25 protein-coding genes are annotated in these 26,565 nt (G+C 45.7%); 12 read left to right on the top strand and 13 right to left on the bottom strand.

The window, feature by feature from the left end:
- Positions 1–73 precede the first annotated feature (73 nt).
- Positions 74–577 (bottom strand): Uma2 family endonuclease, encoded by a 504-nt coding sequence (locus tag QUA34_RS22510; protein ID WP_333389281.1) that lies wholly within the window; start codon positions 575–577, stop codon positions 74–76.
- Positions 578–865: 288 nt separating this feature from the next.
- Between QUA34_RS22510 and QUA34_RS22505 the strand changes: the two genes are divergently transcribed.
- Positions 866–1,345, top strand: coding sequence for an orange carotenoid protein N-terminal domain-containing protein (locus tag QUA34_RS22505; RefSeq protein ID WP_333321637.1), 480 nt, complete (start codon positions 866–868; stop codon positions 1,343–1,345).
- 222 nt (positions 1,346–1,567) lie between these two features.
- On the opposite strand, the gene QUA34_RS22500 is transcribed toward QUA34_RS22505, so the two are convergent.
- The 5 genes from QUA34_RS22500 to QUA34_RS22480 all read right to left on the bottom strand — a co-directional run bounded on the left by QUA34_RS22500 (position 1,568) and on the right by QUA34_RS22480 (position 6,087).
- Entirely contained in the window at positions 1,568–2,242 is a 675-nt protein-coding gene (locus QUA34_RS22500; protein ID WP_333321635.1) for an acetoacetate decarboxylase family protein, read from the bottom strand.
- 279 nt (positions 2,243–2,521) lie between these two features.
- Entirely contained in the window at positions 2,522–4,003 is a 1,482-nt protein-coding gene (locus QUA34_RS22495; RefSeq protein WP_333321633.1) for an S-layer homology domain-containing protein, read from the bottom strand.
- A 166-nt stretch (positions 4,004–4,169) separates the two neighbouring features.
- Positions 4,170–5,156: a DUF6263 family protein gene (locus QUA34_RS22490; protein WP_333321630.1), complete on the bottom strand. Its 987-nt coding sequence runs from the start codon at positions 5,154–5,156 to the stop codon at positions 4,170–4,172.
- Between the two features lie 4 nt (positions 5,157–5,160).
- On the bottom strand, positions 5,161–5,850 hold the full coding sequence (locus QUA34_RS22485; protein ID WP_333321628.1) for a polysaccharide deacetylase family protein: 690 nt from the start codon (positions 5,848–5,850) through the stop codon (positions 5,161–5,163).
- Between the two features lie 3 nt (positions 5,851–5,853).
- Positions 5,854–6,087 (bottom strand): hypothetical protein, encoded by a 234-nt coding sequence (locus QUA34_RS22480; RefSeq protein WP_333389280.1) that lies wholly within the window; start codon positions 6,085–6,087, stop codon positions 5,854–5,856.
- 357 nt (positions 6,088–6,444) lie between these two features.
- Here QUA34_RS22480 and QUA34_RS22475 point away from each other — a divergent pair, with 357 nt between their 5' ends.
- From QUA34_RS22475 to QUA34_RS22455, 5 genes are all read left to right on the top strand, one after another.
- Complete coding sequence (locus QUA34_RS22475) at positions 6,445–7,212, top strand: ChaB family protein (RefSeq protein ID WP_333321626.1); 768 nt, start codon at positions 6,445–6,447, stop codon at positions 7,210–7,212.
- Positions 7,213–7,581: 369 nt separating this feature from the next.
- Positions 7,582–7,740 (top strand): rubredoxin, encoded by a 159-nt coding sequence (rd, locus tag QUA34_RS22470; protein WP_333321623.1) that lies wholly within the window; start codon positions 7,582–7,584, stop codon positions 7,738–7,740.
- 24 nt (positions 7,741–7,764) lie between these two features.
- On the top strand, positions 7,765–9,012 hold the full coding sequence (locus tag QUA34_RS22465; RefSeq protein ID WP_333321621.1) for an NAD(P)/FAD-dependent oxidoreductase: 1,248 nt from the start codon (positions 7,765–7,767) through the stop codon (positions 9,010–9,012).
- Between the two features lie 176 nt (positions 9,013–9,188).
- Positions 9,189–9,866 (top strand): hypothetical protein, encoded by a 678-nt coding sequence (locus QUA34_RS22460; protein WP_333321619.1) that lies wholly within the window; start codon positions 9,189–9,191, stop codon positions 9,864–9,866.
- A 123-nt stretch (positions 9,867–9,989) separates the two neighbouring features.
- Complete coding sequence (locus QUA34_RS22455) at positions 9,990–10,763, top strand: class II aldolase/adducin family protein (RefSeq protein ID WP_333208643.1); 774 nt, start codon at positions 9,990–9,992, stop codon at positions 10,761–10,763.
- 111 nt (positions 10,764–10,874) lie between these two features.
- On the opposite strand, the gene QUA34_RS22450 is transcribed toward QUA34_RS22455, so the two are convergent.
- The 4 genes from QUA34_RS22450 to QUA34_RS22435 all read right to left on the bottom strand — a co-directional run bounded on the left by QUA34_RS22450 (position 10,875) and on the right by QUA34_RS22435 (position 13,641).
- Complete coding sequence (locus QUA34_RS22450; RefSeq protein WP_333389279.1) at positions 10,875–11,789, bottom strand: Rpn family recombination-promoting nuclease/putative transposase; 915 nt, start codon at positions 11,787–11,789, stop codon at positions 10,875–10,877.
- A 37-nt stretch (positions 11,790–11,826) separates the two neighbouring features.
- Positions 11,827–12,573 carry a HEAT repeat domain-containing protein gene (locus tag QUA34_RS22445; RefSeq protein WP_333389278.1) on the bottom strand — a complete coding sequence of 249 codons (747 nt, stop codon included), beginning with the start codon at positions 12,571–12,573 and terminating at the stop codon, positions 11,827–11,829.
- Positions 12,574–12,896: 323 nt separating this feature from the next.
- The gene (locus tag QUA34_RS22440; protein WP_333389277.1) at positions 12,897–13,433 is read right to left on the bottom strand and encodes a GNAT family N-acetyltransferase; all 537 of its coding nucleotides are present in this window, start codon (positions 13,431–13,433) and stop codon (positions 12,897–12,899) included.
- A gap of 4 nt (positions 13,434–13,437) precedes the next feature.
- Positions 13,438–13,641: a hypothetical protein gene (locus QUA34_RS22435; protein WP_333080852.1), complete on the bottom strand. Its 204-nt coding sequence runs from the start codon at positions 13,639–13,641 to the stop codon at positions 13,438–13,440.
- A 135-nt stretch (positions 13,642–13,776) separates the two neighbouring features.
- Between QUA34_RS22435 and QUA34_RS22430 the strand changes: the two genes are divergently transcribed.
- Positions 13,777–15,138, top strand: a complete 1,362-nt coding sequence (locus tag QUA34_RS22430; protein ID WP_333389276.1) for a calcium-binding protein — start codon at positions 13,777–13,779, stop codon at positions 15,136–15,138.
- A 213-nt stretch (positions 15,139–15,351) separates the two neighbouring features.
- Positions 15,352–16,710, top strand: a complete 1,359-nt coding sequence (locus QUA34_RS22425; protein WP_333389275.1) for a lipase family protein — start codon at positions 15,352–15,354, stop codon at positions 16,708–16,710.
- Positions 16,711–17,034: 324 nt separating this feature from the next.
- On the opposite strand, the gene QUA34_RS22420 is transcribed toward QUA34_RS22425, so the two are convergent.
- Positions 17,035–18,399, bottom strand: coding sequence for an MFS transporter (locus QUA34_RS22420; protein WP_333389274.1), 1,365 nt, complete (start codon positions 18,397–18,399; stop codon positions 17,035–17,037).
- A gap of 128 nt (positions 18,400–18,527) precedes the next feature.
- Complete coding sequence (locus QUA34_RS22415) at positions 18,528–20,582, bottom strand: Eco57I restriction-modification methylase domain-containing protein (RefSeq protein WP_333389273.1); 2,055 nt, start codon at positions 20,580–20,582, stop codon at positions 18,528–18,530.
- 128 nt (positions 20,583–20,710) lie between these two features.
- Here QUA34_RS22415 and QUA34_RS22410 point away from each other — a divergent pair, with 128 nt between their 5' ends.
- From QUA34_RS22410 to QUA34_RS22400, 3 genes are all read left to right on the top strand, one after another.
- Positions 20,711–20,953 carry a CopG family transcriptional regulator gene (locus QUA34_RS22410; RefSeq protein ID WP_333389272.1) on the top strand — a complete coding sequence of 81 codons (243 nt, stop codon included), beginning with the start codon at positions 20,711–20,713 and terminating at the stop codon, positions 20,951–20,953.
- Positions 20,943–21,230 (top strand): type II toxin-antitoxin system RelE/ParE family toxin, encoded by a 288-nt coding sequence (locus QUA34_RS22405; RefSeq protein WP_333389271.1) that lies wholly within the window; start codon positions 20,943–20,945, stop codon positions 21,228–21,230. The genes QUA34_RS22410 and QUA34_RS22405 overlap by 11 nt, the downstream gene beginning before the upstream one ends.
- 178 nt (positions 21,231–21,408) lie before the next feature.
- Positions 21,409–23,022 carry a family 10 glycosylhydrolase gene (locus QUA34_RS22400; RefSeq protein ID WP_333389270.1) on the top strand — a complete coding sequence of 538 codons (1,614 nt, stop codon included), beginning with the start codon at positions 21,409–21,411 and terminating at the stop codon, positions 23,020–23,022.
- A gap of 551 nt (positions 23,023–23,573) precedes the next feature.
- Here the strand turns inward: QUA34_RS22400 and QUA34_RS22395 are convergent.
- Entirely contained in the window at positions 23,574–24,938 is a 1,365-nt protein-coding gene (locus tag QUA34_RS22395) for a calcium-binding protein (RefSeq protein ID WP_333389269.1), read from the bottom strand.
- Between the two features lie 359 nt (positions 24,939–25,297).
- Between QUA34_RS22395 and QUA34_RS22390 the strand changes: the two genes are divergently transcribed.
- Complete coding sequence (locus QUA34_RS22390; RefSeq protein ID WP_333389268.1) at positions 25,298–26,500, top strand: sensor histidine kinase; 1,203 nt, start codon at positions 25,298–25,300, stop codon at positions 26,498–26,500.
- Positions 26,501–26,565 lie beyond the last annotated feature (65 nt).

Raw genomic sequence — 26,565 nt, 5'->3', positions numbered from 1 at the left:
GACTGAATCTGTCTTGAGTACTCGTTCTTGTCGGATTCCTCCTTCTCTTCTGCCACGCTAACCCCGTGAACTTCTACAAAATCAGCGTCCTGCGATAACCAAATTGGCCAGGGGCATTCTGATACGGATCGCTGTAACATTCCAAGCAAGTTTGTAATAAATTAAATATCCAATAGTTCGAGATTCCGGCTTCAGCATAAAGGGGGAGCTTAACCTTTTTGTCGTAACTCAAAGAAGAATCTGCAATCTCAATCAGCAACAGTATATCCCCTGGACAGGGGTGAGAGGATAGATAGTCGTCAGGGCGATTTTGTACGAGCGAAAAATCAGGTTGAGGTTCGCTGTTTGTCGGTAAAACGATGGGAGATTGACACTGTAAAGTTGCCCGCTCTGCTACTATGGCGCTTAATTCCCGCAATAATCTTCTCAGACAGGTTTCGTGAGCGGTACCTTTAGCTGCCCTTTTCACAAGTTCTCCATTAATTAACTCAACTCGATCGTCCTCACCAAAGAACCCCAGTTCTGTGAGGCGATGATATTCCGCTATGGTGAAGCGTTTTGCAGTTGCGATCGACATAACAGCCACCTAAATACAGGTCTGTTGCGATTATAGGCGATCGTCGATCGGCTAAACAATGCTAATCATGAGCTCCGCTAACAACAATCTGGTCAAATTTTCCTCATCCTTTGGTTGCAAATTTTCGCAATTTTGGTTAATTTACTCCCCGAACTTATGTCCGGGATCATCTCTGTCTTAAGCAAGATTCTAGCATCACTATTTATTAGGTACTTTAACTTAAGTAGCAAACAAAAGTTTTCTAAAAAATAAGAAAACTGAGCAATAGATATTATTTTGGAGGCTTGAATGACTTTTACTACTGCCGGTGCTTACGACCAAGGAAAAGCAGATATCCAGAGCTTGAGTGTAGACGACCAATTAGGTGTGCTGTGGTTTGTTTACACCGAAATGGGCAAGTCAATAACGCCAGCGGCTCCCGGTGCTTCCGGTTCCGAAATCGCTCAGGGTTTGTTCGAGCAAGTCAAACCCCTGCCCCACGAAGCACAACTACAAGTAATGCGCGACATTGCCTCAAAAGCCAATACTGAAATCAGCCGGATGTACGGCTCGATGAGCCCAGAAACCAAGCTGGCTTTTTGGTATTTTCTAGCAGTAGGAATGGACGAAGGAACTATTATTCCTATGCCTCCCGACTATCAACTTCCTGACGCCGGAAAAGCTTTATTAGGAAAGGTTCAGGGGATGGACTTTCAGCAGCAAATTGATTTCCTTCGCGGTACAGTTTTAGAAATGGGTGCTGAAGCAGCTCCGGGGGCTGGCATTTAAAAATAGGACTTACTTACTACGAAAAAAAACCCGGTTTCTCGGATGTCGCAACGACGCATTTAGGAAAAAACCCGGTTTTTAGCCGTTGGATGCCTAACTCCTCAAAAAGATTAGTAAGTAGCTCAAACTAATACGTCGCGACAGAAACCCGGCTTCTTCAAGAAACCGGGTTTCTGGCTGTTCTGTTTTTTTAGGTTGACGGAAAATACCCGCACTTTACAGCTAATAACTGAATTCAACGACTCTGTTTCCCACACATTCCGGCGCACCGACTGTTAAACGCATATCTTCGCAGGCAAATGTTAGCAAGGGCTGGCCTAAGTTTAAAGTGGCAAAAGGACTTTCTTCTGCCACTTCTAATTCGCCTTGGATCAAACCGATGCGAGACTGTAATCCTCCTTTAAACAACAGCAAATTGCTGCGGTCAGCGCTGAAAACATTTCCGCTAAAAGGCAGCGGTAAGGCTAAAGTTTGCTGGCTGTAATTGAGGCTACACAGTTGACGGTTTTCTTGGCAAACCGTGACGCGGTAGCCTAGCGGTGTTGCCTTTACCGCATCGCTGCCTTCCCAACTAAATTGAGCTAATTCTTTAGGAAGCCCCCAAATTTCGCGTCCGCCGGCTACCGAGTTAGGATTGTCTACGTAGATGTGGGAAATCCAAGCGCCCCATTTTCCTGCATAATTGGCGATCGCGCTAACTACAATTAACTCATTGTACTCCATCACCGAACCCAACCCGTAGGAGGATATATAAATGCCACCTAGGGTTTTTCCGGGCAATAAAGAGACTATTTCTAACTCAGAGGGAACCAAGGGGCGCACTCGTGCCACATCTACCAATTGTAAAGTCTGAACAGCATAACCTTGCAGATTCCAAGGTGCAGGTGGATATACCATTTTCAGTGATTAAATATCTGAGATTTTATCTTTATTTTAGCTTAGGGTCTAAAAAGCGACAGCCCTTTGCATTTCTTCACACCTTGTGAGGAAATTTAGTTTATTTAAACAAATTAATATGTGACGAGAAATTTGATGAATAATTGACGTGGGTTATCTGTTGTAGGGGGGCGGGTTTAGTAATATTGTCAATAGGAATTAGATATTATTATTCAAACCCGCCCCTACAGATATTATCAGCGTTTATCCGGGTTCATCTGCAGTTAAAAACCTCGAAGTCTACTTACTGGCATAACCCGTACTTACCAAAAACTCCCGCAACTTCCCAAAGAATTGAGTGCGATCGCGCCCTTGATAAACCCTCTCCAACAACTGCCAACCTTCCGCCTCCTGGCCCATGACATACTTGTTCGCCATGAAGGCAGCCAACACCCCTTTCACCTCCCCATTTTCACTCAGACGCTTGTTAGATTCCAGCCAAAGCTCAGCAGAATTTGTGTATACTTCCACCGGATACTGTTTGCTAACATCTTGCATTTTACCTTGGCGGTACTGCCAAATTTGCAGCGGAAAGCGAGAATCAGCGTAATTTGTAAAAGCCTCGGAAAATCTACCGTCCTGACTCTTAAACTCTGGGAGATCATTTTTGCCCAAATCGACTATTTCGTAACTCACATTGCCCCAGAAATGCTTGATATGAGTGTATTTGTTAGCTGCCGAGTCGTAGCGGTAAATAAACGAATAATTGCAGCAGCGGACGCCGCTTTTGGTTGAGACTAAATCTGCCAGCACTTCCGGTTCCTTATCGCCGTCTAAATCACGGATTCGTAGCGATAAAAAACGTCCTTCTGATATTTCTTCGCTGGCTCTTTGGTCGGGGTTATCTACTAGAGAGCGAGTCGGAATCAGCACTGGTTCTTCTAATAAACTTTTACCGTCGCGGATAATTCTGATGCGGAGATTTTTAGCATTTTCTGCTTCTTTTACGAAAGAAACTTCCGCCCGAACTTTCCCCGCTTCCGAGGTTTCTGTTGTTCTCGGCGGGCCGATATTCGCCGGAACTTGGGCAATATATTGGGTAGGAACTAAGGCAGTTTGGCCGGGTTTGGCGATCGCCTGACAGAAAAAAGTTGCGACTTCGGCGCGAGTAGCATTGCGTGTAGGTTCTAGCTGTTTGACGGCGGGATAATTGACCACAAGTTGTTTTTCTGTGGCGGCGGCGATCGCACTTCTAGCTAGTTCGGGAATGTCCCGCGCATCTTCAAAAGTCGCATCCAAAATCTCAGCCCCCGACCCCGTAGGTGTATATTTCAAGCCGCTGGTTAAAGCTACCAAAGCCTGCCAGCGGGTAATATTCAAAGTGGGGTTAAAGATACTGCCACTGTATCCAGACATAAAACCCGTCTGATAAGCTTCTCGAATTGCTTTAAAACCCCAGTAATTTGTAGGAATATCTGCAAAGTCGATCGGAGCTCGGACGGTTTTGGCATCGGGAAAAGCCATGCGAACCATCGCCGCAAACTCAGCGCGGCTGACGGGGCGATTCGGGCGAAAACTGCCGTCTTCGTAGTAGCCACTGATAATTTTTTTATCTGCTAACTCCTCAATACAAGCTTGCGCCCAATGGTTGTTAACATCCTTAAATTTGGCTTGAGCAAATGCCGGCGCTACATTCAGACCCGGAAACATTAAATTTCCGATGATTATCACTAGGGCTACCACTAAACCGATAATAGCTTGCCGTCTGTGCGATCGAATCATAGAACAGACTCCTCTACTTACAAATTGTCGTTCCAAACTTGGGGAAACTTTGTTTATATAATATCAGCTATATTAACCAGATTTAATACCATTTATTAAAAATTTACCGACGACCAAGGACACGGCACTGCCGTGTCCCTAATTTTTCGAGTTCCTATAATAAAGCTTACTTCGACTCTAAAGTCATCTCCATCGCCATTTTTGTTGTGATTGTTAATTCTTCAGAACTGCCAGCAGTTTTACCACTCATTTCGCTATTTGAACTAATAGACACAGTAGAGCGAAAAGGATTTAATCTATCCAAGCGCATTGTGGCTGCTCCCCGACCCTGAGAACTAAAAGATTTTAGGGTTAGGGTAGTTCCAGCAGGCAGTTGGGGAGAGGTAAGATTTTGGGGGTTGGCTTGCTGCTCTATACTTACATTCAGAGACACAACCCCATTTTGCCAGCTATCCAATTCATAGGTAGCAATTTCATTCACATTCATGCCACTGAAATCAGAGGAAGAAGAAACGCGCCATTTGGCTCCTTTTCCGACTGCTTCGGCAGGCAGCGGCGAGGCTAGTTGTTCTAGAGATTTAGACATTTGTCGAACCATTTGTTTGAGGTTGTTGTCAGCTCCTTCGGGCAAAATAATGTCGCCTCCTTTATGAAAACCGCGATTGTCCATGATGAAAGAGCCTTTCACTCCCACCATGCTTTTGAGTGCGGAACGCATGGCATCTCGGACGGCTGGCGGCATATTTCCAGTATCGTCGGCGATATCTGAGTTAGTATAAGCAAACTCGTAGTGAATATCGCCATTGGGATCAATTTTAGTGACTTTTGTCTCGAAAGTCATCACCGATACTGGAATTTTAGCCCCAGGCGAAGACCGACCGGATGCGGATATTTCCATATCCATTTTTACGGTCATCACAGTTGTTTCTTTGACATCAATAGCTGGTTTTAAACGCAGTTCCTGTCGTGGTTCCACTCCCGGATTTAGCAGTTCCACTTGTGGGGTTTTGGAGTTGGCGACAGGCGCGGATACGCCAGGGGCTGGCTGCTGCACTAGAAGTGGAGTTTCTGCACTTAGGGAAGCAGGAGAAAGCTCGATCGCCCATCCGGCACTCGCCAAACAAAGAGATGCTACAAACAGTGTTTTTTTCATGGATTTAATTTCCTGTTATTTGAATGTTGGTCTGTTCCCACAGCCGATCGACTGTCACGAATTTGTAACCTTTATACAAAAGCAATGGAATTATTTTATCGGCCGAAGCTGCAACATCTTCACCGCCACAATAGCCGTCGTGCAGTACAATAATAGATCCGTTTTCAGTTTGCTGCACGATGCGACTAATAACTTTCCTCACCCCCGGTCGCACCCAATCTTCCGGGACGACACTCCACATTACGGGGCGATATTCCCACTGTTGCAATAACTCTAATGTTCGCGGCGTAAAAATGCCATTGGGCGGTCTCACGTCCAGGATTAATTTTGGGTCTAAATCGCAAGCTTTGGCAATTGCTTTCTGCGTGTCTTCTAAACTTTGTTTGAGTTCGTGGGTTTTTAGTTTGGGAAACGATATATGCTGATAGCCGTGGAGGCCGACCCAGTGTCCGCGATCGTACACTTCTTTAGCCGTTTCTGGATGCCGATCCACGCAAAAACCTAGCCAGAAAAAACTAGCTTTGATGTCGTATTTATCTAAAACTTTTAAAAGTTGAGGTGTGTGCTGACGGTGCGGCCCGTCGTCAAATGTGAGGGCAATTTCTCGGCTGTTGATATCTCCCGTCCACAGACATCTGGGAAAAGCAGATTTGAGGATGGGATGAACGACAGGAAACAGGGGTGCTAATGGCATTGATTAACCTTGATAAATGCGATCGGGTAGAAATGAAGCTGCGTTACAATAGAATAAAGTTAACTCAATCGAGGTAAATATGACAACTGCCGTTGATATTGGAACGCTAATTGTCCGCACGCCGGGAACTTGCGACTGCCGCCCCCCATTGCCACAACCCGAATTACCGTAAAAAATATTGCTATTGATTTTAATGCTGGGCTGACTCCAGAAAAAATCATTAATTAAAAACCGCATTTGACTCGCTCGCAAATTTATGGTCTACTAGCCTAATATTAGGCGAAGCCAGACAAAATTGAGGCAAATCTAGCAGCCCAAAAAGCTGATGGAAAGCGCTTGCTATCGGAATTTACGATAAAATTTAAGCCTTTAAGATAGAATAAGATAGCAAGATTAAAAAATTATATTATCTGAATAACTATCTCGAATCATAGATGAACAATCGCACTTAAAAAAAACTTTAACTCTTTTGATAGATCCTCAAAGTATATCGGCTCGTATCGACCTCTATCTCGCGGTTGATGCGATCGCCCTGCGGTGTGCTCCTATACTGAAAACCAGCACAACTAATCGAAAAACCATCAAGGAGGAAAAATGACCGAGGAATATTTAGCCGAACGCACAGTTTCAGCCGTATTTAAGGAAGAAGAACAATTAGACGGCGTAATTCGGCGCTTGCTCGATCGCGGAGTTTCCCGCGACCACATCTCAGTAATGGGAAAAAACTTTCAATCTAAAACTAAAATTGCCGGCTTTATTACTAAAAAAGATGTGATATTAGGCGGTCTCCGAAGCGGGGCGATTTTTGGTTCCTTATTCGGTTCTTTTTTGGGTTTGCTAACAGGCGTCGGTGTCCTGTTTATTCCCTTTGTCGGTGCAGTAGTATCGGCGGGCCCGCTGGGTGCTGTACTGTTGGGTGCTGCTAGCGGCGCGATCGCAGGTTCGGCCGGTGCGGGTCTAGTTTCCGCTTTAGTCGCTTTGGGAATGCCCGAAGACAAAGCAACTATCTATCAAACCCGTGTTGAAGCAGGCGAATTTCTCGTGATGGCAGAAGTTCCCGCAGATAAATCGGGCGAATTTCAACTCTTGCTAGAAAGTGCAGGTGGCGAAGAAGTTTCAGTTAGCGAAATGACGCTGCCGCGCGCCGTCAAAGGTCGCTGCAATAGTCCGGCAGACTTATCTCCAGAAGTGCGATCGCACCTGTCGGAAGCTGCTCAAAAAACCTTTATGGAATCCTACAACGCCGCATTTGATGAAAGCAACGACTCGATACAAGCGGAACACACCGCTTGGAATGCCATTCACCAGCAGTACGAAGAAGATGAAAGCGGCGTTTGGACTAAGCCTTTAACGAAAGTCTAGTCTTCCAATCGCAGTAAACTAATAAAAAATACAATCAAGCCTCTAGAACTGCGGTTTTGGAGGCTTTGACGATTTTAGATTTTAGATTTTAGATTTGAAGATGGTGCAAAACTTATATCAATTCCGGTTGCACTCCTTATGATATAGATGACACGGCATTGCCGTGTCCCTACCGAAAATAATATTGTAGGGACACGGCACTGCCGTGTCCTAATTTTGGCTAATAATTCCGGTACTACCGGAAACGATATTAATTCGTAAAAACTTGGAAATTACGAAAAGTCTCATTACTGTTTGAAATTGGTATTGCACTAGGTTGCGTTGTCAAGTACAATCTATAGGCTTACAATATAAAATTAAGTTAAGCAAATGCAAAAATACGTTTGTACAGTTTGCAATTACGTCTACGATCCAGAACTAGGCGACCCCGACGGAGGCATAGCTCCCGGTACTGCCTTTGAAGATATCCCCGACGATTGGGTTTGTCCCATTTGCGGGGCGGCAAAATCCGATTTTGAACCAGAATAAGCGAGAAAAAATTTGTCCGATCGAATGCTCAAAATTACAATCATAGGTGGCGGTGCTGCGGGTTTTTTTAGTGCAATTACCTGTGCCAAAACCTACCCGCAAGCCCGCGTCACTTTACTAGAAGCTGGCCGGCAACTCCTGGCAAAAGTTCGCATCTCTGGCGGCGGGCGCTGCAACGTTACTCACGCTTGTTTTGACCCTGGTGTTTTAGTGCAGAATTACCCCAGAGGTGGGAAAGCTCTGCGCGGTGCTTTTACTCGATTTCAACCCCGCGATACTGTAGAATGGTTTGCCGGTCACGGTGTGAAGTTGAAAACAGAAGAAGACGGGCGAATGTTTCCGATCACAGACGATTCGGCGACAATTGTTAACTGTTTGATCCGGGCTGCTGAGGATGCAGGCGTAAAAATTCGCACTGGTGATGCAGTCGTTTCAGTAAAGAAATTAACCGGGAATAACGCAGAGGGCGAACAAGGGGACACCGCCCCTAGATTTGAAATTGAGTTGAAGTCTGGGGAGAGTTTTAAGTGCGATCGCATTCTTCTGGCTACAGGCAGCAATCCTTCGGGTTATAAGTGGGCAAAAGAGTTAGGTAATACTGTAGAACTGCCTGTTCCTTCTCTATTTACTTTTAATATTTCCGACAGCAGAATCAAAGATTTAGCCGGAATTTCTGTTCCTAATGCTAAGGTGAAATTGCCGGGAGCTAAATTAGAACAAAGCGGGCCTTTGCTAATTACTCACTGGGGTTTAAGCGGGCCTGCTGTACTAAAACTTTCTGCTTGGGGTGCGAGATTTTTGCACGATCGCCATTATAAAACATCTGTGCTGATTAATTGGCTTCCCCAGTACAATGCGGAAGTTTTGCGGCAGCAACTGCTAGCGGTGAAGTCGCAGTTGTCGCACCGATTGATTGTCTCTAGCTGTCCGTTTCCGGTGCCGCGCCGCCTCTGGGAACGTTTGACAAGTTCGATCGGCATTGATGAGCAAAAACGCTGGGCAGACTTATCTAACAAAATCCTCGATCGCCTCCTGCTAGAACTCGTTCAAGGCGAATATCAGATTGCCGGAAAAGGCGCATTTAAGGAAGAGTTCGTCACCTGCGGCGGTGTCAACCTCAAAGAAGTAGATTTTAAGACAATGGAAAGCCGCCGCTGTCCCGGACTTTTCTTTGCCGGCGAAATCTTGGATATCGACGGCGTGACGGGCGGTTTCAACTTCCAAAGTGCCTGGACTACGGCGTGGTTGGCCGGGAACGCGATCGGCAAATGATACGATTTTAGATTGGGGAATACTTGCTCTATAAAGGTTTGGGAGTTGCGATCGGGCGATCGGCTTACCAATATTAAGTTTTGTGTTATTTTTGAATTAAGGCGCACCAAATGTGTGTCAACTTCAGCTTGTAGACACAATTCGCAGTTTTGCGGAGTTAACATCGGCGAATACAGATGAAAAACTTGAATCTACAAACCCTAAAGTTCGATCGCAACCTTGAGGGCCATCTTGACTCACCTTTCATCGAAAAAAATGGCTTGCTGGAATTCAACCCCAAATTTATCACTCCCGAATATTTAACAACCTGGACGTTTGAAACACACCTGTACGACGAACAAGTTGCGATCGACCACTTTGTCATCACATTTCCTAGCCGCACCGAACTCGAAAACTACGCCAAATCTTTTTACCCCTTCGGCGCCAAAACAGTTGAAGGCCCCGACTTGTTCCCGATTAACTTTTGTGCGGAAAACATTAATGTTCCCTCCGACTTGTGGCTGCATTTAATGACCTTATTAATGCCAGCGGGCGGCTTAGTAGTATTAGATGCGCCCCACGCAGCCGGCGACCAAAAAAACCGTTTCCAGGAAGAAAGAGGATTAGCAGCAGTTCACCACGTCGCGATTCGAGTCGAAAACGTGCAGAATGCTGCTAAAATATGGCAAAATAAAAACTTTAAACCGCTATCAGAGCGTCCTCTAGACTACGGCTCATTAACCCAGTGGTTTCTGCAAAACCCCGCCGGACAAATCATCGAATTAATAGAACGTCGCCCCGGCAACAACGCCACCTTCGACTGCAAAAACATAGCAGGTTTGCGTCTCAGCGAAGATAAAGTCAGTAGTCAGTAGTCAGTAGTCAGTAGTCAGTAGTCAGTAGTCAGTAGTCATTAGTTAACGGTTAACGGTTAACAGTTAACAGTCAACGGTTAACAATGCCCAATGCCCAATGCCCAATTCCCAATTCCCAAATCTATGGTTGCAATAAAAATCCCCAAAGTCACTTTTCAACCCCCGACATTCAACTCAGTTGAAGAAGAACGCCGCCACCGCAAACAGCGTTTAGCCGCCGCATTCCGATTATTTGCCCGCTTCGGATTCAGCGAAGGAATTGCCGGACACATCACCGTCCGCGATCCCGAACACCTAGACCATTTCTGGGTCAATTCCTTTGGGATGCACTTTAGTTTAATTCGAGTCAGCGACCTAATTTTAGTCAACCACAAAGGCGAAGTTGTTGAAGGAAATAAACCCGTAAACGAAGCAGCATTTGCCATTCATTCCCAAGTGCACAGCGCCCGCCCCGACGTAATCGCAGCAGCCCACGCTCATTCTCCCTACGGCAAAAGTTGGTCGAGTTTGGGCCGCCTGCTTGACCCCCTGACGCAAGATGCTTGTTCTTTTTATGAAGACCAAGCTTTATTTGACGATTACACCGGAGTTGTTTTGGAAATCGAAGAAGCTAAACGCATCGCCAAAACTTTAGGTGAGAAAAAAGCTATTATTTTACAAAATCACGGACTTTTAACAGTAGGTCAAACAGTAGATGAAGCGGCTTGGTGGTTTATTGCAATGGAACGTTCTTGTCAAGCGCAGTTAATGGCCGAAGCAGCGGGAAAACCAATTCTCATCAAGCCAGAATGTGCGCGTTTGACACAGCAGCAAGTAGGGTCTCACCGTATGGGATGGTTTAGCTTTCAACCGCTTTATGACATGATTGTGCGTCGGGAACCCGACTTATTAGATTAGAAACTCGGCGGTTGAAACCGCTATTACACAAACACAGTCCGCCTGCAGGAAATAAAGAATGAAGGGGGTATTAAAGCCGGATTTAGTATCAGGAGTGCAAAAGTTATAAATTCATGCTGAAGCCAAGTCAAGCCAAGCTATCAAATCCTCTTGACTGGTAAAATCTAACAAGATTTCTCCTAAATCCTCTAATTGTTCGAGAGATAACTGCCGAATGCGAGTTTTAGTTGCTGGTGGGATTTCGCCAGTGCGCCGCCGGAGTAGACGCAGGATTAATGCTGTTTGCCCCTCAATTAGACCTTCTTGGCGACCTTCTTGCATCCCTTTAATAACAGCACCGCGTTGGTCTTCAAAAAACATTTCCCGCTTTTCCAATTCCTCTAATTCCTTAAGGGTTAAATTAGTTCTGCTGGCGATGGAAAAAGCTGTTTGAATTTCGGGCATTGATGCAAATTTTTCGGGAATTTCATCGAATAGGGGAGCGTTTTTTATAAAATAAATCCAGCTTTGAATTAGGTTTTCTACTTGTTCCAGTTCTTTGTTAAACTTGGGCAGTTCGACAAACACTAATTCGATTTCTCTGTTATAATACTCGAAGTTTTCTTCGAGTTCTTTAAATACAAAATGGGTGAGAAATTTTTCTGTATTTTCAAAGAGAATAAAATCTGTAATTGTTAAACCAATCAGAGGATTTAATTTAGAGTATCCTTCCCTGGGTCTGAGTTGAGTTGCGTAGGTTTTGGTGGCATTGTACACTACCCGTTTAGTAAAAGCTTCTACATTTATTACCTGCATTTCAATAATCACAGTTTTGTTGCCTGTAATTTTGGCTTTAACATCCAGGTAAGTGTCTTTTAATCCAGTAACGCTCGGCGCAGCGTAAGGGTCAATAATTTCTAAGTCTTCAATGGTTGGCTGTGCGTCATAGAGCATAGCATTGAGGAAGCTAATCAAAATGTCTTTGCTCTGGGGCGAACCAAAGATTTTTTTGAAACCAAATTCTGTTTTAGCACTGATGAAAGGCATAATTAGTAATGGGTAATTAGTAATTGGGGCGTTTCAATCACAAAAGTCCTTCCATTTCTAAGTCTTCAATTATCTGCAATCCGCGCGGGTCGCCAACTCGCAAGAGCGAAGATTTAGCATCTTCCCGCACGCCCATATCTTCATCTTCTTCTAAAGCTTCAATCAGACCATCGATCGCCCCAGCGTACACTATATTATTCGGCAATTCGCGAGCCAGTTGCCCGATCGCCCAAGCTGAATTACTTCGCACAGCAGATACAGCATCTCCCCGCAGCGCTTCAATCAACGGCGGAATCGCCGCAATCACCACATAGTAACCAACTTTTGCCATTTGACCCAGAGAACTCGCCGCCCACAAACGCACCGCCGAAATATCAGTTTTCAGAGCATCAATTAAAGATGGCAAAGCGCGGTGGTCGCTGCAATTTCCCAAGGCCCAAACTACCCCTTTGCGAACGTAACCGTTCCAATCGCGATTAAGCTGAAGAATCAGCGGTTCCACAGCATCGGGACTCGGATTTCGCCCCAACGCATAAGCCGCGCTCACTCGCACCAAGGGGCAACCGTCTCTCAATAAATTAATTAAATGCGAAATTGCTCGATCGTCCTGCAGTTCGCAAAAAGCCCGCGCCGCAATCATCCGGTGCTGAGGTTCCGGGGATTCCAGCAAAGGCAGCATTTCCTCTGGATCTGGCAGCGGGGGTTCGGATTCGTCAAATTGATCCAAAGGGCTTTCCAGTTCCGTGTCAGTATCAAGGGCGTTGGAGTAGTCGTTATTGTTCATAAAAAAACTTTACCGCACAGAGGATGCTCCTAAGCAACTCAGTCAGCAGTCACCAGTCAGCAGTCAATAATTGTAGGGTGCGCGCGATATTGCACCATTGTCAGCAACAGGCTTTCGGGCCTGTTCCACAAGAAGAAAATTTATCTTTTGTGGAACAGGCCCAAAAGCCTGTTCATAAAAGGCTAATTGAGAATGGTGCAACATATGAGTTACTACAAACGAATATCTCTGCTTTTACTTAAGTTGGTAGTGAGGAATTCAGTCCTCATAATTTGGATGAATCAGGACTTTAGCCCTGATTCCCAACCAGTAGAATTTATTTTTCAAAGAGACTTGAGCATCGAGACGGAATGACTTTGATAGCCTAATTTTTGATAGAGATTCACCGCCGGCTGATTGCTGAGAAATACTTGCAAACCAATTTGCCGATCGCCCCTTTCCCGCGCCCAATTTTCAGCATGAATAACTAAAGCTGCACCGACTCCTAAACGGCGATGTTCCGGTGCTACGTACAGCAAAAAAATGTGAGCATAGCGTTCTCCGGTGGTTTGGTCGATCGCATTTCCCAACCACAAACATCCGACAACCGATGTCAGATTTTGGGCTTGAGATGAGGGATTGAGATACTGCGAGGGAAGCGCCGGCAAAATTTCTGCCTCTTCCTGGCTGTTTTTCTGGCACTCTACCCACCAAACCGGCGTCTGGTTAGAAAAATACTGCTCGACAGTTTGAGCCAAATGTCCCAATTCCCCATCCGGGTAAAGCTCTCGGTAAGTCCGGTGCATAAATTTTACCAGTTTTGCTCGATCGAGTCCCGATCCCGATCGCAGCCAGTAACCCGGTATTAGTTGAGCAGACATCAGCTCAGCGGACACGGAGAGCCGCATCATTTAGCCCCAAGAACATTGGATTGACTACTGCCGCTTGCTTTTGGGGGATCGCTTCCTCAATCGGTGCCGGGGCAGCCATGTCACCAGGCAAAAATATGCGAGCACTGACTGCTACCAGAGCCGCGAAAAATACTAATACCGCTATTAATGGAGCAATGTATTGACGAATGATACCCATAACCGCAAAAACTTAATTCTTGAGTTGATATTATCAAGTGTACCATACAAATCTTGTCAGCTATAATTGCTGCCATTGGACAATTAGCTCAAGCCTGAGCGCTCGCAAATACCAACGAACAGAAAATATAATATTATGAGTGCCTCGCCTGCTGTTTATGAAGCTCTAGCTAAATCAATTGTTTTTTTGAATCAAAAGCCGAGCGCGCAAAATGAAGTTTCGACTTTCCTAGATACTAATGGCTACTATATCGATCGCATATTCGACGACCCAGAAACCAACTTTTATGCGATCGGATTCGGTTCATCCAATCCCGAAAACCCGCCCGTCCTCGTATTTAAAGGTACAGACTTCATCGACGGCGACGCTATCTTTTCCGACTCGCGGGACATTGGTTTACCTGAATTTGAAAAGAACAAAGATAATATCAAAAATTGGCTCACAGAAATCGGTCAAAATACTGGTAAAAACCCCAGCAAATTATTGCCAGATGTCATCGGACACAGTTGGGGCGGAGCAGTCGCTCAAATTGTAGCAACCGAATACACATCTCTGACCGGAGATATCTTTACTTTCAACTCTCCGGGAGTCTCCGCGAATACATTCACCAGTTTTCGGAGAAATCTCGGCAGAGTCGGCAACAAAAATGTCACTCACTACATTGTCAGCGGAGATTTCGTCAGCTTGTTTGGTGAAGCATTTATTCCGGGTAAAGTATTTATCCAAAGTTTTACCGATCCGAGTATTAATCCCTTAACTGTTTTGGCAAAACATCGAACTGAAAATTTGTTAACTACTCCGCCCGTGGGTTTTTTGCAGAGGCAAATTTCCGTAGAACAATTAAACAGTCCTGAATTTACTTATAACAACGATTCCGATTTTAACGAGTTTATCGGTGCGATGAATTTTGCCCTGCCAAATGTCTCAGTAGCGATCAGAAGCAGAGGCGGTGCAGAGAGTGTGAGAACAGCACCAGAATTTTCTTTTGTGCAGTTAATCAGACAAATGCAGTACGGTTTAGCTCCCTTGCAACCGAATTATTTATCAGGCGACGCTCGGAACAATACTGCTACCGGCGGCCCTGGAGAGGATACAGTTATCGGCAACGGCGGTAACGATACTCTCAGAGGCAATCGAGGTAATGACAGCATCATCGGTGGTGATGGCGACGATTTCTTGTACGGCGGCAGAGATAACGATTATTTGGAGGGTGGCGACGGAAATGATTTGGTTTCCGGCGAGTTTGGCAACGATTTTTTAATTGGTGGTGCGGGGCGCGATCGCTTTGTATTGGAATCCGGCGGCGGAGCAGATGTGATTTTAGATTTTCAAGATAGTGAAGATTTAATTACACTGTCGAGGGGTCTAACTTTTCCTCAAGTTATAGTAACTCAAGGTGTTGACGGAGCTTTAATTACTATCCCGGCTACTGGGGAAATTCTTGCTACTCTCAGAGGCGTAGGTGCCAGCGCTATTACCCGGGTAGATTTTGTATAGCTTTAGGGTGCTCAAAATTTGTATTTTTGGTGGCGCAAAACCTGCCTGGGTTTTGTAGCGAGAGTTTTTTTGTATTAAAAAATCTCTATCAATTTGCCCCTAAAAAGCCCATAAAAATGACCAATTAATATGGTCAATAAACGAAGTTTATAGTAAACTTAGTTAAGTAGGTTAAAAACTAATTCCCCCTCAAACGACAGGAAATAAAAAAATATGCCCTCCTCCCCCGCCGCTTACGAAACTATAGCCAAGCAACTTGCTTACATAGATGACCAGCCCCAGTTTCAAACTTTAGTTCAAACAGGCTTGAGTGCTGCTGGCTACCAAATCGATCGCACCTTTGACGATCCCGGAACTGGATTTCACGCGATCGGCTTAATTTCCACCACCCCAGACAAACCGGCCGTTTTAGTATTTCGCGGCACCGACTCGCCCGTAGACGATATTGCCAACGCAGACCCGCGCGGCACCGGTTTTAACCAATTTGAAGCCAACAAACAAGCATTAGGAAATTGGTTGACAGAAATCAGTCAAGATACAGCCAAAAACCCCAGCCGCTTGCCACCAGACCTTCTCGGACACAGCTTAGGCGGCGCCATAACGCAACTAGCCGCCACCGAATTTACATCTACTATCGGAGATGTTGTCACCTTCAATTCTCCCGGAGTTGCTCAGAGTACAGTCAATACATTCAAGCAGAAAGTCGGCCCCGGAAAAAATGTAACTCACTACGTAGTTGAGGGCGATTTTGTTAGTTTGGGAGGAGAAGCTTTTCTCCCCGGAAAAGTAGTTCTTCAAACATTTACTAACCCGATTGTCAACCCACTACTTGTCTTGGAAAAGCACACCCAAAGCGGTTTGTTAACTTCTCCTCCTCCAGGCTTTACTCAGAGAGAAATCTCTGTAGACCAGTTGAACCGCCCTGATTTCACTTTCCTAGATTCAGATTATTTAGAGCTGTTAGCTGGCTTAGACTTTGCACTGCCCGACTTGGCAAGCTCGCTGGAATCGCGCAGCAGTTTAGAGCAATTAAGAACCACTCCGGGAAGCTCATTTTTAGCAAACGTTGTGGCTATGAAAACTGCTCTCGAACTCTCCCAAATTAATAATTTAGTAGGCGACGATGCCAACAATACAGCATCAGGTTTTGCAGGGGACGATATTATCACTGGCAATGGGGGAAACGACACTCTCAGTGGCAACAAAGGCAACGATATTATCAGCGGTGGCAGCGGCAACGACCTGGTATTAGGCGGCAAAGGAGATGATAACTTGAACGGTGGAGAAGGAGACGATACACTCATTGGCGCAATGGGTGCGGATCTCTTAATTGGTGGCGCTGGACGCGACGTATTGGTGTTAGGAGCAGGTGCCGGTACAGATACACTTGTAGACTTTCAAAAGGGTCAAGATTTAATCGGTTTGAGCGGAGGTTTGACCTTCAACCAAGTGAGGGTTACTGCAGGCGATTTTATAACGACGATTGAACTGGCCCGTAATGGCGAAGTTCTTGCCAGTATTCCTGGCATTCCAAGTAGTCCGCTAACAGCTAGTGATTTTATTGCGATTTAGTTGGCGGCTGGCAATACAGATATTCGGTAGGGACACAACATTGTTGTGTCCTTATTTTATGAACGCAAGCGCACATAATTTATACTCCAATACGCTTGGGGTAAGAATAATCTGATTTCCTTTCACAAGTCTGGAACTCTCATAAATGCGTGAAATGAAATTCGTCTGAAAGCGCTAACCCAAGCGTATTGATTTATACTCATTCCATGATTACAAACATCAATATTCCTGTAGGGAGGGGTTGACCGAAATCTCCAAAAGTAGTGCAGACATTGGTAAACCCGACCCGCCCGAATATTATAGTTATAGCGATCGCACTTGATATTAATCGAAATCGTCCAGTCCAGGCCTGGGCATGGATGCTAATTTTTTCTCATCTTCTAGGGGCAGAAAGAAAATCGTCAGCATACCGGGAATCACAGCCAGCGCGCTCATCAAAAAATAATTTTGATAACCGAGACTCGCCTGCAAGTAGCCGCTAAAAACGCCCGGAATCAGCACTCCTGCGGCCATAAAAGCAGTTGTAATTGCATAGTGAGATGCTTCGTATTCAGGGCGGACAGTCCGCATCAAGAACACTGTATAGGCAGCTACGCCAAGTCCGTAAGTAAATTGCTCGATCGAGTTTACAGCATAAGCCCATTCAATCCCCGGTTGATTGATAGCCAATAGCCAATAAAGCACGTTAGTCGAATTTTGCAGAATAGCCGTCGGCCACATCCATTTTTTCAATCCTTGTTTAGCAATTAAATAGCCGCCTAGCAACCCTCCTATTAACAGAAACATTACCCCTAAAGTACCGGATAATAAGCCCATATCCGACGTAGAAACTGCTAATCCTCCTTTCTCAATTTTATCCATCAAAAATGGAGGAGCCATTTTAAACGTCAAGGCATCGCCCAAGCGAAAAATCAAGACGTAAGCCACAATCCAACCTATTTTATCTTGCTGAAAATAGGTTTTAAAGGCTTCGATAAAGCTGGTTGTTCGTTGGGGGGTGTCGGATTCCAGATCGTAATTTCGAGGATAGGGAAGATACCACCGCTGAAAGAGATATATCAGCACAAACATAATCGCACAAATGCCAAAGGCTGTCGCCCATCCGTAGTTAAGCGCCGACACGCTAAAATCCGAACCGAAAAGTGACAGTGGAATGTTTTGATATATTTTGGTGTCGCCTGTATTTCCTGTGACTAAATGGTTTTCAGCTAGTTTCCCGGCTAAGAAAACCAATAAACCGCTACCGGCAATGACAGCACCTCTATAAGCCGTGTTGCGAACCCCGACAAATAGTGCTTGTTGGTCTTTATTTAGAGTGTTTAAATAAAATCCGTCAATGGCGATGTCGTGAGTAGCTGACACAAAGGCGATCGCCGTAAAGATCACAAGTGATATAATAATCGGTGCCGGCGTCAATACACCAAAAGCTAGGAAAGCAAACAGAAAAGCACAAATGATTTCGGTTGTTAAAATCCATTTGCGTTTGGTGGAATACAAATCAACTACCGGGCCCCACAAACCTTTTAAAACCCAGGGAAAAGACAAAAGACTTGTCAATCCTATGAGCTCGTTGCTCGTTCCCATACCTTTCAAAAAAATCACCGACATTAAATTAACGACGGTGTAAGGGAGACCTTGAGCGAAGTATAATACTGATACCCACAATCCAGCGTTATGCTTTTTTTCCATTGCAGAGATATTTTACCTAGTTACTTATTTGATTTACTGAGTGCGATCGACAATTCCGGTCAATTCAACCCCTGGCATCACAGTATATGTCATTCCGATGCCAGCGGCAGCCATATAAACAGTGAATTTTAGCATCCTTTTGACTCAAAACTATTTTTGTTTTTTGAATAAGCCTGCAAAAGATTTTCTCCGTTAAAATGAACGAGGTAAGCACGAACATTCTTGTCCCAATCAAAACTGCCATAAGTTCGCAGCAGTTCCAAAGCACTTTCTTCTATCTGATATGCAGTTTTTGAACTATTCACCGGACGTTCGGCACTGTCAGGATTAACAACAATTAAACCTGCATCTAGAAACTGATGCACCGTTTGGCGACGCACCGTTTCCCGCGTATTTGGCGCATACTTTTTACCGTATTGCTGCTCCATAAATTCCATAATTGGTGTGATTCCCCGAAGTGGAGATTTTGCCAATTCCCAAGCATCCTTTGGCTTGAGGTCAAGCAAAGCCAGAAGGGTTAAGGCGGAACGTTCGTTAAGCTGACCTTTTGGAAAACCCAGCGCTGCAAGTATTTCTAGAGATTCATCAATACGGTTCTTGATTGTCATGGGGCTATTTTCTAACGGATTTGTCGCCTTCAGCAGTTGTGTCTCGACAAGTTGATCAATCTCCCGCTGTGTAGGAAATATTTCTCTTATTTGAGCGCCAAGTAAAAGTAATTGCTCTCGATTAGGATACTTCAAAGTGCGTAAATCCGTAGCATTAACTTGAGTATGTCCATTGAACAGTCGAAAAAACTCATCTACCAAACTCGAATTTAGATAAACTGCCAATCCCCGCGCCAGGGTGAGGTCTAATCCGCGTCCCTGTTGGTGAAAGTAATTCAAATGGTTCTCAAAACCCACGCGAGAACTATTAATTTTACTTGCATCCCAGACAACTGCAACAATTCGCTTTTTCTCTTCCTTTGAGGAGAAGCGCTTGCTCAAAACATAATGTTCGTTAGGTACGAGGAGTGCAGCAGTTTTTTCCGTGACAGCTAAAGCTTGATGCTTTCTCGTGGCGGTGGGATATTCAACACCGCCAGCCGAGAAGTGGGCGGGATAAATCAGCGGAACTGTACCGTTCTCAGGTTTTAGCCGCAAGTCAGAGCGAACACGAAAATCTACAACTTTTCCGGTGGAAACTGTTAAGCCTAGTTCCTCTAGTGTGCAAGTAAATTGAGCCATTTGCTCGACTACTTTCTGGCTGACAGAATCCGGTAAAATCGGAATAAATTGCTCGGAATCATTGGGATTAATTAGGGAGGTATAGGGCAGTTGGTGAGACAAAACCAGGTCGTCGTCCGCGCTGCCACTTGAGGTAATTAGTACAGTATCTGGCTGTTCTATTTGTTTGGTGGCGCGCACAATAATAGTTTCTTGCAGCACCGCATCATCGCGAAATGGCAACTGTCGGGATTCAAAGATGTGTACTTGGCGTAAAGCCATCATTTGAAGGAATACTTTGCGGAAATCTCGAAAGTATAAACCGTTGCAAAAGCTGCGGGGAGTAATCGATACTAATTCACCGTTTGGTTTGAGCAGGTGAGCAGCAGCAACTGTGAAGCCAGCGTAGAGATTGCTGGTTTCTAGTCCTATAGAACGCAGCAAGGTTCGGGATTGGGATTTAGCGTCTATTTTGGCATAGGGAGGATTGATAATTGCATGGGTAAATTCCCGTTTTACTGGTTGTGTAAATAGATTGGGCTGCAACATATCGGCGCTGTCTTGAATAAAATCAATTTCGCGGACCTCACAGGTAAAAGATATCCCAAAACGCTGACATTCTATACTGCACAATTCTAAAGTTTGCTTGAGGTATTCAATCAAAATAAGGTCAATTTCATAAGCTGTAACGTGCAGGCTGTGCGGTTTTTTTGGGCGCTGGCAAAGTTCGCAAACAACGGCTGCTAACAGGGAACCAATTCCTGCACCGGCATCTAAAAGCGATATATCGGGACAGTTAAATTCAAACATTCCCGCCATCAAAGTTGCAACGGAGGAAGGTGTTAAAAATTGTCCTTTTTCTCCTCTCTGGCTTTGCTGCAACTTTCGGGTTGCTTCTTGGCGCCAGCCATCTACTCGATCGAGTAAATTGCTGTCAGGCGGCAGGGCTAGGGTTTGAAAGTGCGGTAGTATCATTTGTTCAAAAAGTGCGTTAGCGAAGCCCTCGAAGAGGATCGCGAGTTCAGTTTATTTGCGCCAAAATAGGAATCTATACGCTATCATAGTACCAGTTTACTCTCTTCCCATAACAGCAAAGGGCAGCCATGAGTCAAGAAAGTTTTACATTTCTCCTTGATAGCGAAAAAAAAGAGGCGCTGAAGGCGATCGCTACTGTCACAGATCGCGATTTAACTTATGTTTTAAACGAAGCGATCGCTTCTTACCTGGACATCTATCAATGGCTGCTTGATGAGATTAATAAAGGCGTTGCCGAGGCAGACGCGGGAGATTTTACCAGCGATGATGAAGTCCAAGCAGTTTTTGCCAAATTGACTAATGAAAATTAAGTGGCTGCGACAAGCTTTGCGAAATCTAGAACAGGCTCACGCATATATTGTCAAAGACGATCCAGAGGCAGCAAGGCAATTAATTTTAAAGATTCAGGGTGCCGTAGGTCAACTCGCCGAATTTCCTTTTATGGGTCGAGTTGGTCGCGTAGAAGCTACTAGAGAACTTGTCATTTCCAATACCTCTTATCTCATCATCTATCGAGTAAAAGAAGAAAACGTAGAAATTCTCCGTATCCTTCACAGTTCAAGAAAGTATCCAGAAAATAGCGTTTGACGTTTAATTAGGTTTACCAACTGCTAACAGGCCCGATCAATTTTTTCTGCAAGCGTGTGTTTTGCAATACCGATTTTACTTATTTGCCCACTTAATGTACCATTGTGCGAAAATGTCAAGCGGACGCTCAAACTAAAAGTCCGTAAAGGACTGTTAAACGCTCTCTCACACATTTCTGATGCGAAATACCAAAACATTCTTTTTGTCAAGCTTGTTCCTGATTGGCTTAACAATTAGTTTTCTGCTGACTCCTGGTTGGTTCTCAAACTTCCCATCCCGCGCGATCGCAACTATGCCCCCGCAAACCCAAACCGCCGAATTTCGCGCCTTCTGGGTGGACGCCTTCAACCCCGGCTTCAAAACCCCTCAAGAAGTCACAAAATTGATCGCAGACGCGCAGCGGGCAAATGCCAACGCGATCGTCGCCCAAGTCCGCCGCCGTGGCGATGCTTTTTACACCAGTGCGATCGAACCCCGCACCCTCGATCCCAACGTTCCGGCGGGTTTCGATCCCCTCCAAGATTTGATTGACAAAGCCCACGCCGCAGGCATTGAAGTACACGCTTGGATGGTGACGCTGCCGGTGGTTTCGGGCACCAAACTACCTGCCGGTCACGTTTGGCAACAACACGGGCCTTCGGCCCCCGGCAGCGACAATTGGGCAATGCTGACTTACGGTGGGGAAGCCCAAGGCTATCTCGATCCCGGCCATCCAGACGCCGTAGATTATACTGTTTCTGTTTATTTGGATTTGCTGAAGCGCTACGATGTGGACGGCGTACAGTTGGATTATGTGCGCTACGGCGGGCCGACTTGGGGCTACAATCCGACTGCGATCGCCCGTTTCAATCAGCAAACAGGTCGATCGGGCAAACCCGCACCCACAGATCCCGCGTGGATGCAGTGGCGGCGCGATCAGGTGACAAATTTAGTGCGGAAGCTTTATGTAGAAAGCCTTGCAATCAAACCGCGCGTTAAAATTACCGCCGCCACGATCGCCTGGGGAGACGGCCCGAAAAACGATGCAGGATGGTATCAAACGCAGCCCTACAAAGAAGTATTGCAAGATTGGCGCGCTTGGCTGGAAGAAGGGATCGTAGACATGGCGATGCCGATGACTTACCAGCGCGAGTACAAACGATCGCAAAAACTCGCTTATGACCACTGGATCGAGTTCGCCAAAGACCACCAGTACAACCGCCAAATTGCGATCGGCCCCGGCAATTACCTCAACTACATCGAAGATACCCTAGGCCAGATTCGTCGCGCCGAAGCGCCTTCTGCGACAGGAAATCACGTAGCGGGTACGGTGCTCTATTCCTACGCTAGCAGCAACGTGTACACGAATGTCGAACTGCGATCGGGCGGCAGCGGAGATTTGCCCCGCCAGCCTTGGAAATACGTTCCCCAAAGCAACGATTTGTTTTACACGGCGCTTTCGCAGCCGAGTCAATACGTTGATGCTGCGACGGGCAAAACCTATGAAACTCAGCCTGTGTGGGCGACAGCAGCAGCCGTTCCCGATATGCCTTGGAAGTCGCGGCCGACTACAGGTGCGATCGCCGGAAATTTGCAGCGGTGCGCTCAAACTTGCGACGGTGCGAGCTTGACATTGCAGTTGATCGATGCTGCTGCCAAGGTGCGTCAACTGCGCGCCGATGGCAAAGGATGGTTTGGGGCGATCGAGCTTTCTCCGGGAACTTATCAGTTGAAAGTTGACGGAAGTCAAATTCAAAAAACAGTTAATGTTGCCGCAGGTGAAGTCACAAAAGTAAATTTTGCTAGTTTGTAGCGTGTCAGCTTAGTCGGAAATACCCCAGGGTTAGTAAGGTGCTTATGGCGTACCTTACTAATTCATGAATAATCTATTTATAACATTCATTTAAATAATAATGCTAATAATTGCAGTCGGTTTTAACCGACTTAGGATGCGAATTAAATAATTTACACAAGTTTGTCGGAAGTAGGGGTTGGACACTCTTAGCCCGCCCTTTCTGGACGGGCGGGACGCCGAGCCCACAAGAACCATAAAAATTCTAAGTTATTTAATTCTCATTCCTTAAGCTATGAGGCAGGGGTTTAAACCCCGGACTGCCAGAAAACGCTTTAAGCTGACAGCATGAAAACAAGTTAGGCTGAAACTATTACCGCAAACTATCTTATAGCGCCCGATCCAGCTGACAATATCTTAAATTTCAAGCCACAACGGCTGGCGTTTCTGGTATTCCCCCAATATTAAACTGCGGGCAATGTTTGGGTCGATCGCCAAACGGTGTTGTGTGTTTTTTGTGCCACACAACACCGTACTCGATTCAAACTTAAAGCAGTGCGATCGCCTGAAAACTAGCTGAATTTAAATTGCGCTGAATTGTTGATATTTAGACCAGAGGGTGCATCTTGAACGATCCCGATCAACTCAAGGGGCTGTGCAAATCCATTGTTCTTGAAAATTCCCACATCTTGAGCTGCACTCCCTCCTTGCAGGGAACCAGGGACGGGTCGGAGCACGTAGCTATTGCTCGACCCACCCAGTTGAATAACATCCTCACCGATTCTGAAGTCTAAGATGCGGGCAAAATCGCTCAGACCATCAATGCCAATGTTACCATTGAAAAAGTCCGCAGCATTGTCTAACAAGCCGTTGCCATCATCATAATTAATTTGCCCGAGCTCTCCGAGCACAAAAGTATCTGCTTCTGCACCGCCAATTAGCACATCAAATTCACCCTTGCCTCCTCCTCTTTCGGCACCTGTAATTCGATCGCTCCCGTTACCCCCGGAAAGAACGTCACTTCCTCCATTACCAAATAGCTCGTCGTTCCCGTTACTGCTTACGAGAATATCATTTCCGTTACCACCACTAGCATTGATGTTTGCTGATACATTAGTTGTATTCAGGCGATCGTTGCCTTCTCCCCCCGTGAATTGGATAAATTCGACACCGCTTGTCGCGCCTAGATTGCGGACATTTAACACATCATCGCCACCGCCACCGTTAATTGCATTGAAACTCTCTATGCCTGTGGTTGTTAAGGTTACGGGGACGAGATTGGTGCGCTGCAATACAATGTTCAAGCCCGATTGGGTGAGATCAATATTATCCCCTTGCGCGATCGAACCGTTGAATAACAAGTTATCGCGACCGCTGTCGCCTTGAATCAGATCGCTGCCGTCGCCATCCACCCATTGAAAGTTGTCGTCTCCGCTGCCACCAATCATCGTATCGTTGCCCTTATCGCCAGCTAGGAAATCAAACCCATCGCCACCTTCTAGCAAATCCGTATCGTCGCCACCTCGAAGGTTATCATTTCCTAATTCTCCTCTTAAAATATCGAATCCGGCTCCACCAAGTAGGCGATCGTTCCCCGCCCGGCCCGAGATGTCGTCACCGCTAGGGCCACCATCAATCAGATTGTCAAAACCGTTGCCAGTTAAGATATCTTGATTGTTACCGCCAATTAAGTTTTCAATACTGATGAAAGTCCCGCTACCTCCAAAAAAAGTTGCTTTGTTCGTCTCTAATGAAGCATTTATGTTATTGCCAAATCCCAGATAGGTCGCTGTATCGTTTCCGTTTCCACCATCCAGAAGATCGTCCCCAAAAAAACCGCCAAACAGATTATCGTTTCCGTCTAATCCCCGCAAGGTATCGCTCGCAGCAGTACCGTTCAGATTGTCGTTGCCGTTGGTTCCATTAATTACAGCCATGTTCGTTGCTCCTAAATATTAAGTGAAGTATTCAGCAAAATCAAAACTGTTTGCTTTGGTTTGCTATGTCACAATCTTAGGAACTCAACCGAGTTCAACACATCTGAAAAACGTCTCGATTCTGACATCAACGAAATAGATATTTTCGATCGCCCCCTCATCTGCCAAAAGTTGTGATCGCCCATCACTGCCGAATCCGATGTTCGCGCTTCCTATCCCGATCGGCTATAACTTTAGTCATAGTTCCGAGGGGTGGCATCAGCGAAAGTTAGAAAATTGCCGAGTTTTATCGACATTCACTCTGACTTGCAGTATTTTTGGGGAATATTTGAGAGCCAGAACTACTGGAAGCCCCTGCCATGACTGCGATCGCATCCCTACTAAAAACCCAACCTCAACCATTTCGCTTTCTGCTGTACACCGAATGGATCATGTTAGGCAGTTGTGGAGTGATGGCCGCCATCGAAGCGTGGCAGCGTCAAAGTCTTCCCGTACAGCACATTCTGATCCTGATCTCCCTGGGCTTGATGGGATGGATCTTACCTGCGGGCAAAACTTCGTTTCGCTATCTCTATACGGCGATCGAAATGGGTCTGATCTTCTACGGAACTACCTTGGGATATCTCCATATCCTACCGACGCTGTATTTAATCGTCTTAATTCGCAGTTGTTTTTTATTTGAATCCCCCGGTCGATGGATTGTGGCAGGTCTGTCGCTGGTAATGTATATGTTTCATCAAGTTCAGTATCTTCAAAGAGTGATACCCCTAATGTTGCCTAATGTCGAGCAACAGCAAATTTGGATGCACCAGACGGCAGAATTGTTGATGTTTGGATTGGGGCTATTTTTCGTGTCGCAGTTGGTCAGTACCTTACTAGCAGAACGCAGAACCCAGGAACAACTATCGCAAGCCCACGCACAGCTACGGGAATATGCCCTGCAAATAGAAGATTTAGCAGCGGTTCAGGAACGCAATCGCATTGCAAGAGAGATTCACGATTCCCTGGGTCACGCCTTGACTTCGCTCAACATTCAACTGCAAACCGCCATGAAACTCTGGCAACATGACCCAATAGAGGCACAACCGTTTTTGGAACAAGCCCAGCGACTCGGTAAGGTGGCGATGAAAGAAGTTCGACAATCGGTAAATGCGCTAAGGGCAGACGCAGAGGCAGAAGAACCCTTGGAACAGGGGATTGCCTCGCTGATGGAAGACTTTCGCCAGAGTACGGGTGTCACTGTTACCAGCAGCATTTGCGTGGAAGTTGTGTTACCACCTCAAGTTGTCAAAACGCTATATCGCATCGTGCAAGAAGCGTTGACCAACATTTGCAAATACGCCCAAGCTACCGAGGTTCGCCTGCAATTGCAAACAACGTGCGATCGAGTGCTTTTGACTCTTGAAGATAACGGGCGGGGGTTCCAATTAGAAAGTGGTACTGGCGGGTTTGGATTGCGAGGGATGCAAGAGCGAATTGCTTCTCTCAACGGAGAGTTTCACCTGGAAACATCACCCGGAGCGGGGTGTAGAATCGATGTTAGCCTGCCGTTAAGTAGGTAGGCGAAAATAAATTACTTGATGTAACAAAGTGTAAAATTAACGTAACCTCTTTTGGCGTTTTTTCT

The sequence above is a fragment of the Microcoleus sp. POL10_C6 genome (assembly GCF_036701585.1).
Lineage (GTDB): Bacteria > Cyanobacteriota > Cyanobacteriia > Cyanobacteriales > Microcoleaceae > Microcoleus.
Note: the sequence above shows the minus strand (reverse complement) of the source record. Positions and strands in the feature narration are given on the sequence as shown.

Excerpts from the sequence above, each read along its gene's own strand:
- QUA34_RS22475 (WP_333321626.1), top strand. The coding sequence starts at position 6,445 with ATGACCGAGGAATATTTAGCCGAACGCACAGTTTCAGCCGTATTTAAG.
- QUA34_RS22390 (WP_333389268.1), top strand. The coding sequence starts at position 25,298 with ATGACTGCGATCGCATCCCTACTAAAAACCCAACCTCAACCATTTCGC.
- QUA34_RS22400 (WP_333389270.1), top strand. The coding sequence starts at position 21,409 with ATGCGAAATACCAAAACATTCTTTTTGTCAAGCTTGTTCCTGATTGGC.
- QUA34_RS22420 (WP_333389274.1), bottom strand. The coding sequence starts at position 18,399 with ATGGAAAAAAAGCATAACGCTGGATTGTGGGTATCAGTATTATACTTC.
- QUA34_RS22510 (WP_333389281.1), bottom strand. The coding sequence starts at position 577 with ATGTCGATCGCAACTGCAAAACGCTTCACCATAGCGGAATATCATCGC.
- QUA34_RS22480 (WP_333389280.1), bottom strand. The coding sequence starts at position 6,087 with ATGCGGTTTTTAATTAATGATTTTTTCTGGAGTCAGCCCAGCATTAAA.
- QUA34_RS22460 (WP_333321619.1), top strand. The coding sequence starts at position 9,189 with ATGAAAAACTTGAATCTACAAACCCTAAAGTTCGATCGCAACCTTGAG.
- QUA34_RS22425 (WP_333389275.1), top strand. The coding sequence starts at position 15,352 with ATGCCCTCCTCCCCCGCCGCTTACGAAACTATAGCCAAGCAACTTGCT.
- QUA34_RS22500 (WP_333321635.1), bottom strand. The coding sequence starts at position 2,242 with ATGGTATATCCACCTGCACCTTGGAATCTGCAAGGTTATGCTGTTCAG.
- QUA34_RS22410 (WP_333389272.1), top strand. The coding sequence starts at position 20,711 with ATGAGTCAAGAAAGTTTTACATTTCTCCTTGATAGCGAAAAAAAAGAG.
- QUA34_RS22450 (WP_333389279.1), bottom strand. The coding sequence starts at position 11,789 with ATGCCTTTCATCAGTGCTAAAACAGAATTTGGTTTCAAAAAAATCTTT.
- QUA34_RS22485 (WP_333321628.1), bottom strand. The coding sequence starts at position 5,850 with ATGCCATTAGCACCCCTGTTTCCTGTCGTTCATCCCATCCTCAAATCT.
- QUA34_RS22415 (WP_333389273.1), bottom strand. The coding sequence starts at position 20,582 with ATGATACTACCGCACTTTCAAACCCTAGCCCTGCCGCCTGACAGCAAT.
- QUA34_RS22445 (WP_333389278.1), bottom strand. The coding sequence starts at position 12,573 with ATGAACAATAACGACTACTCCAACGCCCTTGATACTGACACGGAACTG.
- QUA34_RS22430 (WP_333389276.1), top strand. The coding sequence starts at position 13,777 with ATGAGTGCCTCGCCTGCTGTTTATGAAGCTCTAGCTAAATCAATTGTT.
- QUA34_RS22505 (WP_333321637.1), top strand. The coding sequence starts at position 866 with ATGACTTTTACTACTGCCGGTGCTTACGACCAAGGAAAAGCAGATATC.
- rd (WP_333321623.1), top strand. The coding sequence starts at position 7,582 with ATGCAAAAATACGTTTGTACAGTTTGCAATTACGTCTACGATCCAGAA.
- QUA34_RS22440 (WP_333389277.1), bottom strand. The coding sequence starts at position 13,433 with ATGTCTGCTCAACTAATACCGGGTTACTGGCTGCGATCGGGATCGGGA.
- QUA34_RS22435 (WP_333080852.1), bottom strand. The coding sequence starts at position 13,641 with ATGGGTATCATTCGTCAATACATTGCTCCATTAATAGCGGTATTAGTA.
- QUA34_RS22395 (WP_333389269.1), bottom strand. The coding sequence starts at position 24,938 with ATGGCTGTAATTAATGGAACCAACGGCAACGACAATCTGAACGGTACT.
- QUA34_RS22495 (WP_333321633.1), bottom strand. The coding sequence starts at position 4,003 with ATGATTCGATCGCACAGACGGCAAGCTATTATCGGTTTAGTGGTAGCC.
- QUA34_RS22490 (WP_333321630.1), bottom strand. The coding sequence starts at position 5,156 with ATGAAAAAAACACTGTTTGTAGCATCTCTTTGTTTGGCGAGTGCCGGA.
- QUA34_RS22455 (WP_333208643.1), top strand. The coding sequence starts at position 9,990 with ATGGTTGCAATAAAAATCCCCAAAGTCACTTTTCAACCCCCGACATTC.
- QUA34_RS22465 (WP_333321621.1), top strand. The coding sequence starts at position 7,765 with ATGCTCAAAATTACAATCATAGGTGGCGGTGCTGCGGGTTTTTTTAGT.
- QUA34_RS22405 (WP_333389271.1), top strand. The coding sequence starts at position 20,943 with ATGAAAATTAAGTGGCTGCGACAAGCTTTGCGAAATCTAGAACAGGCT.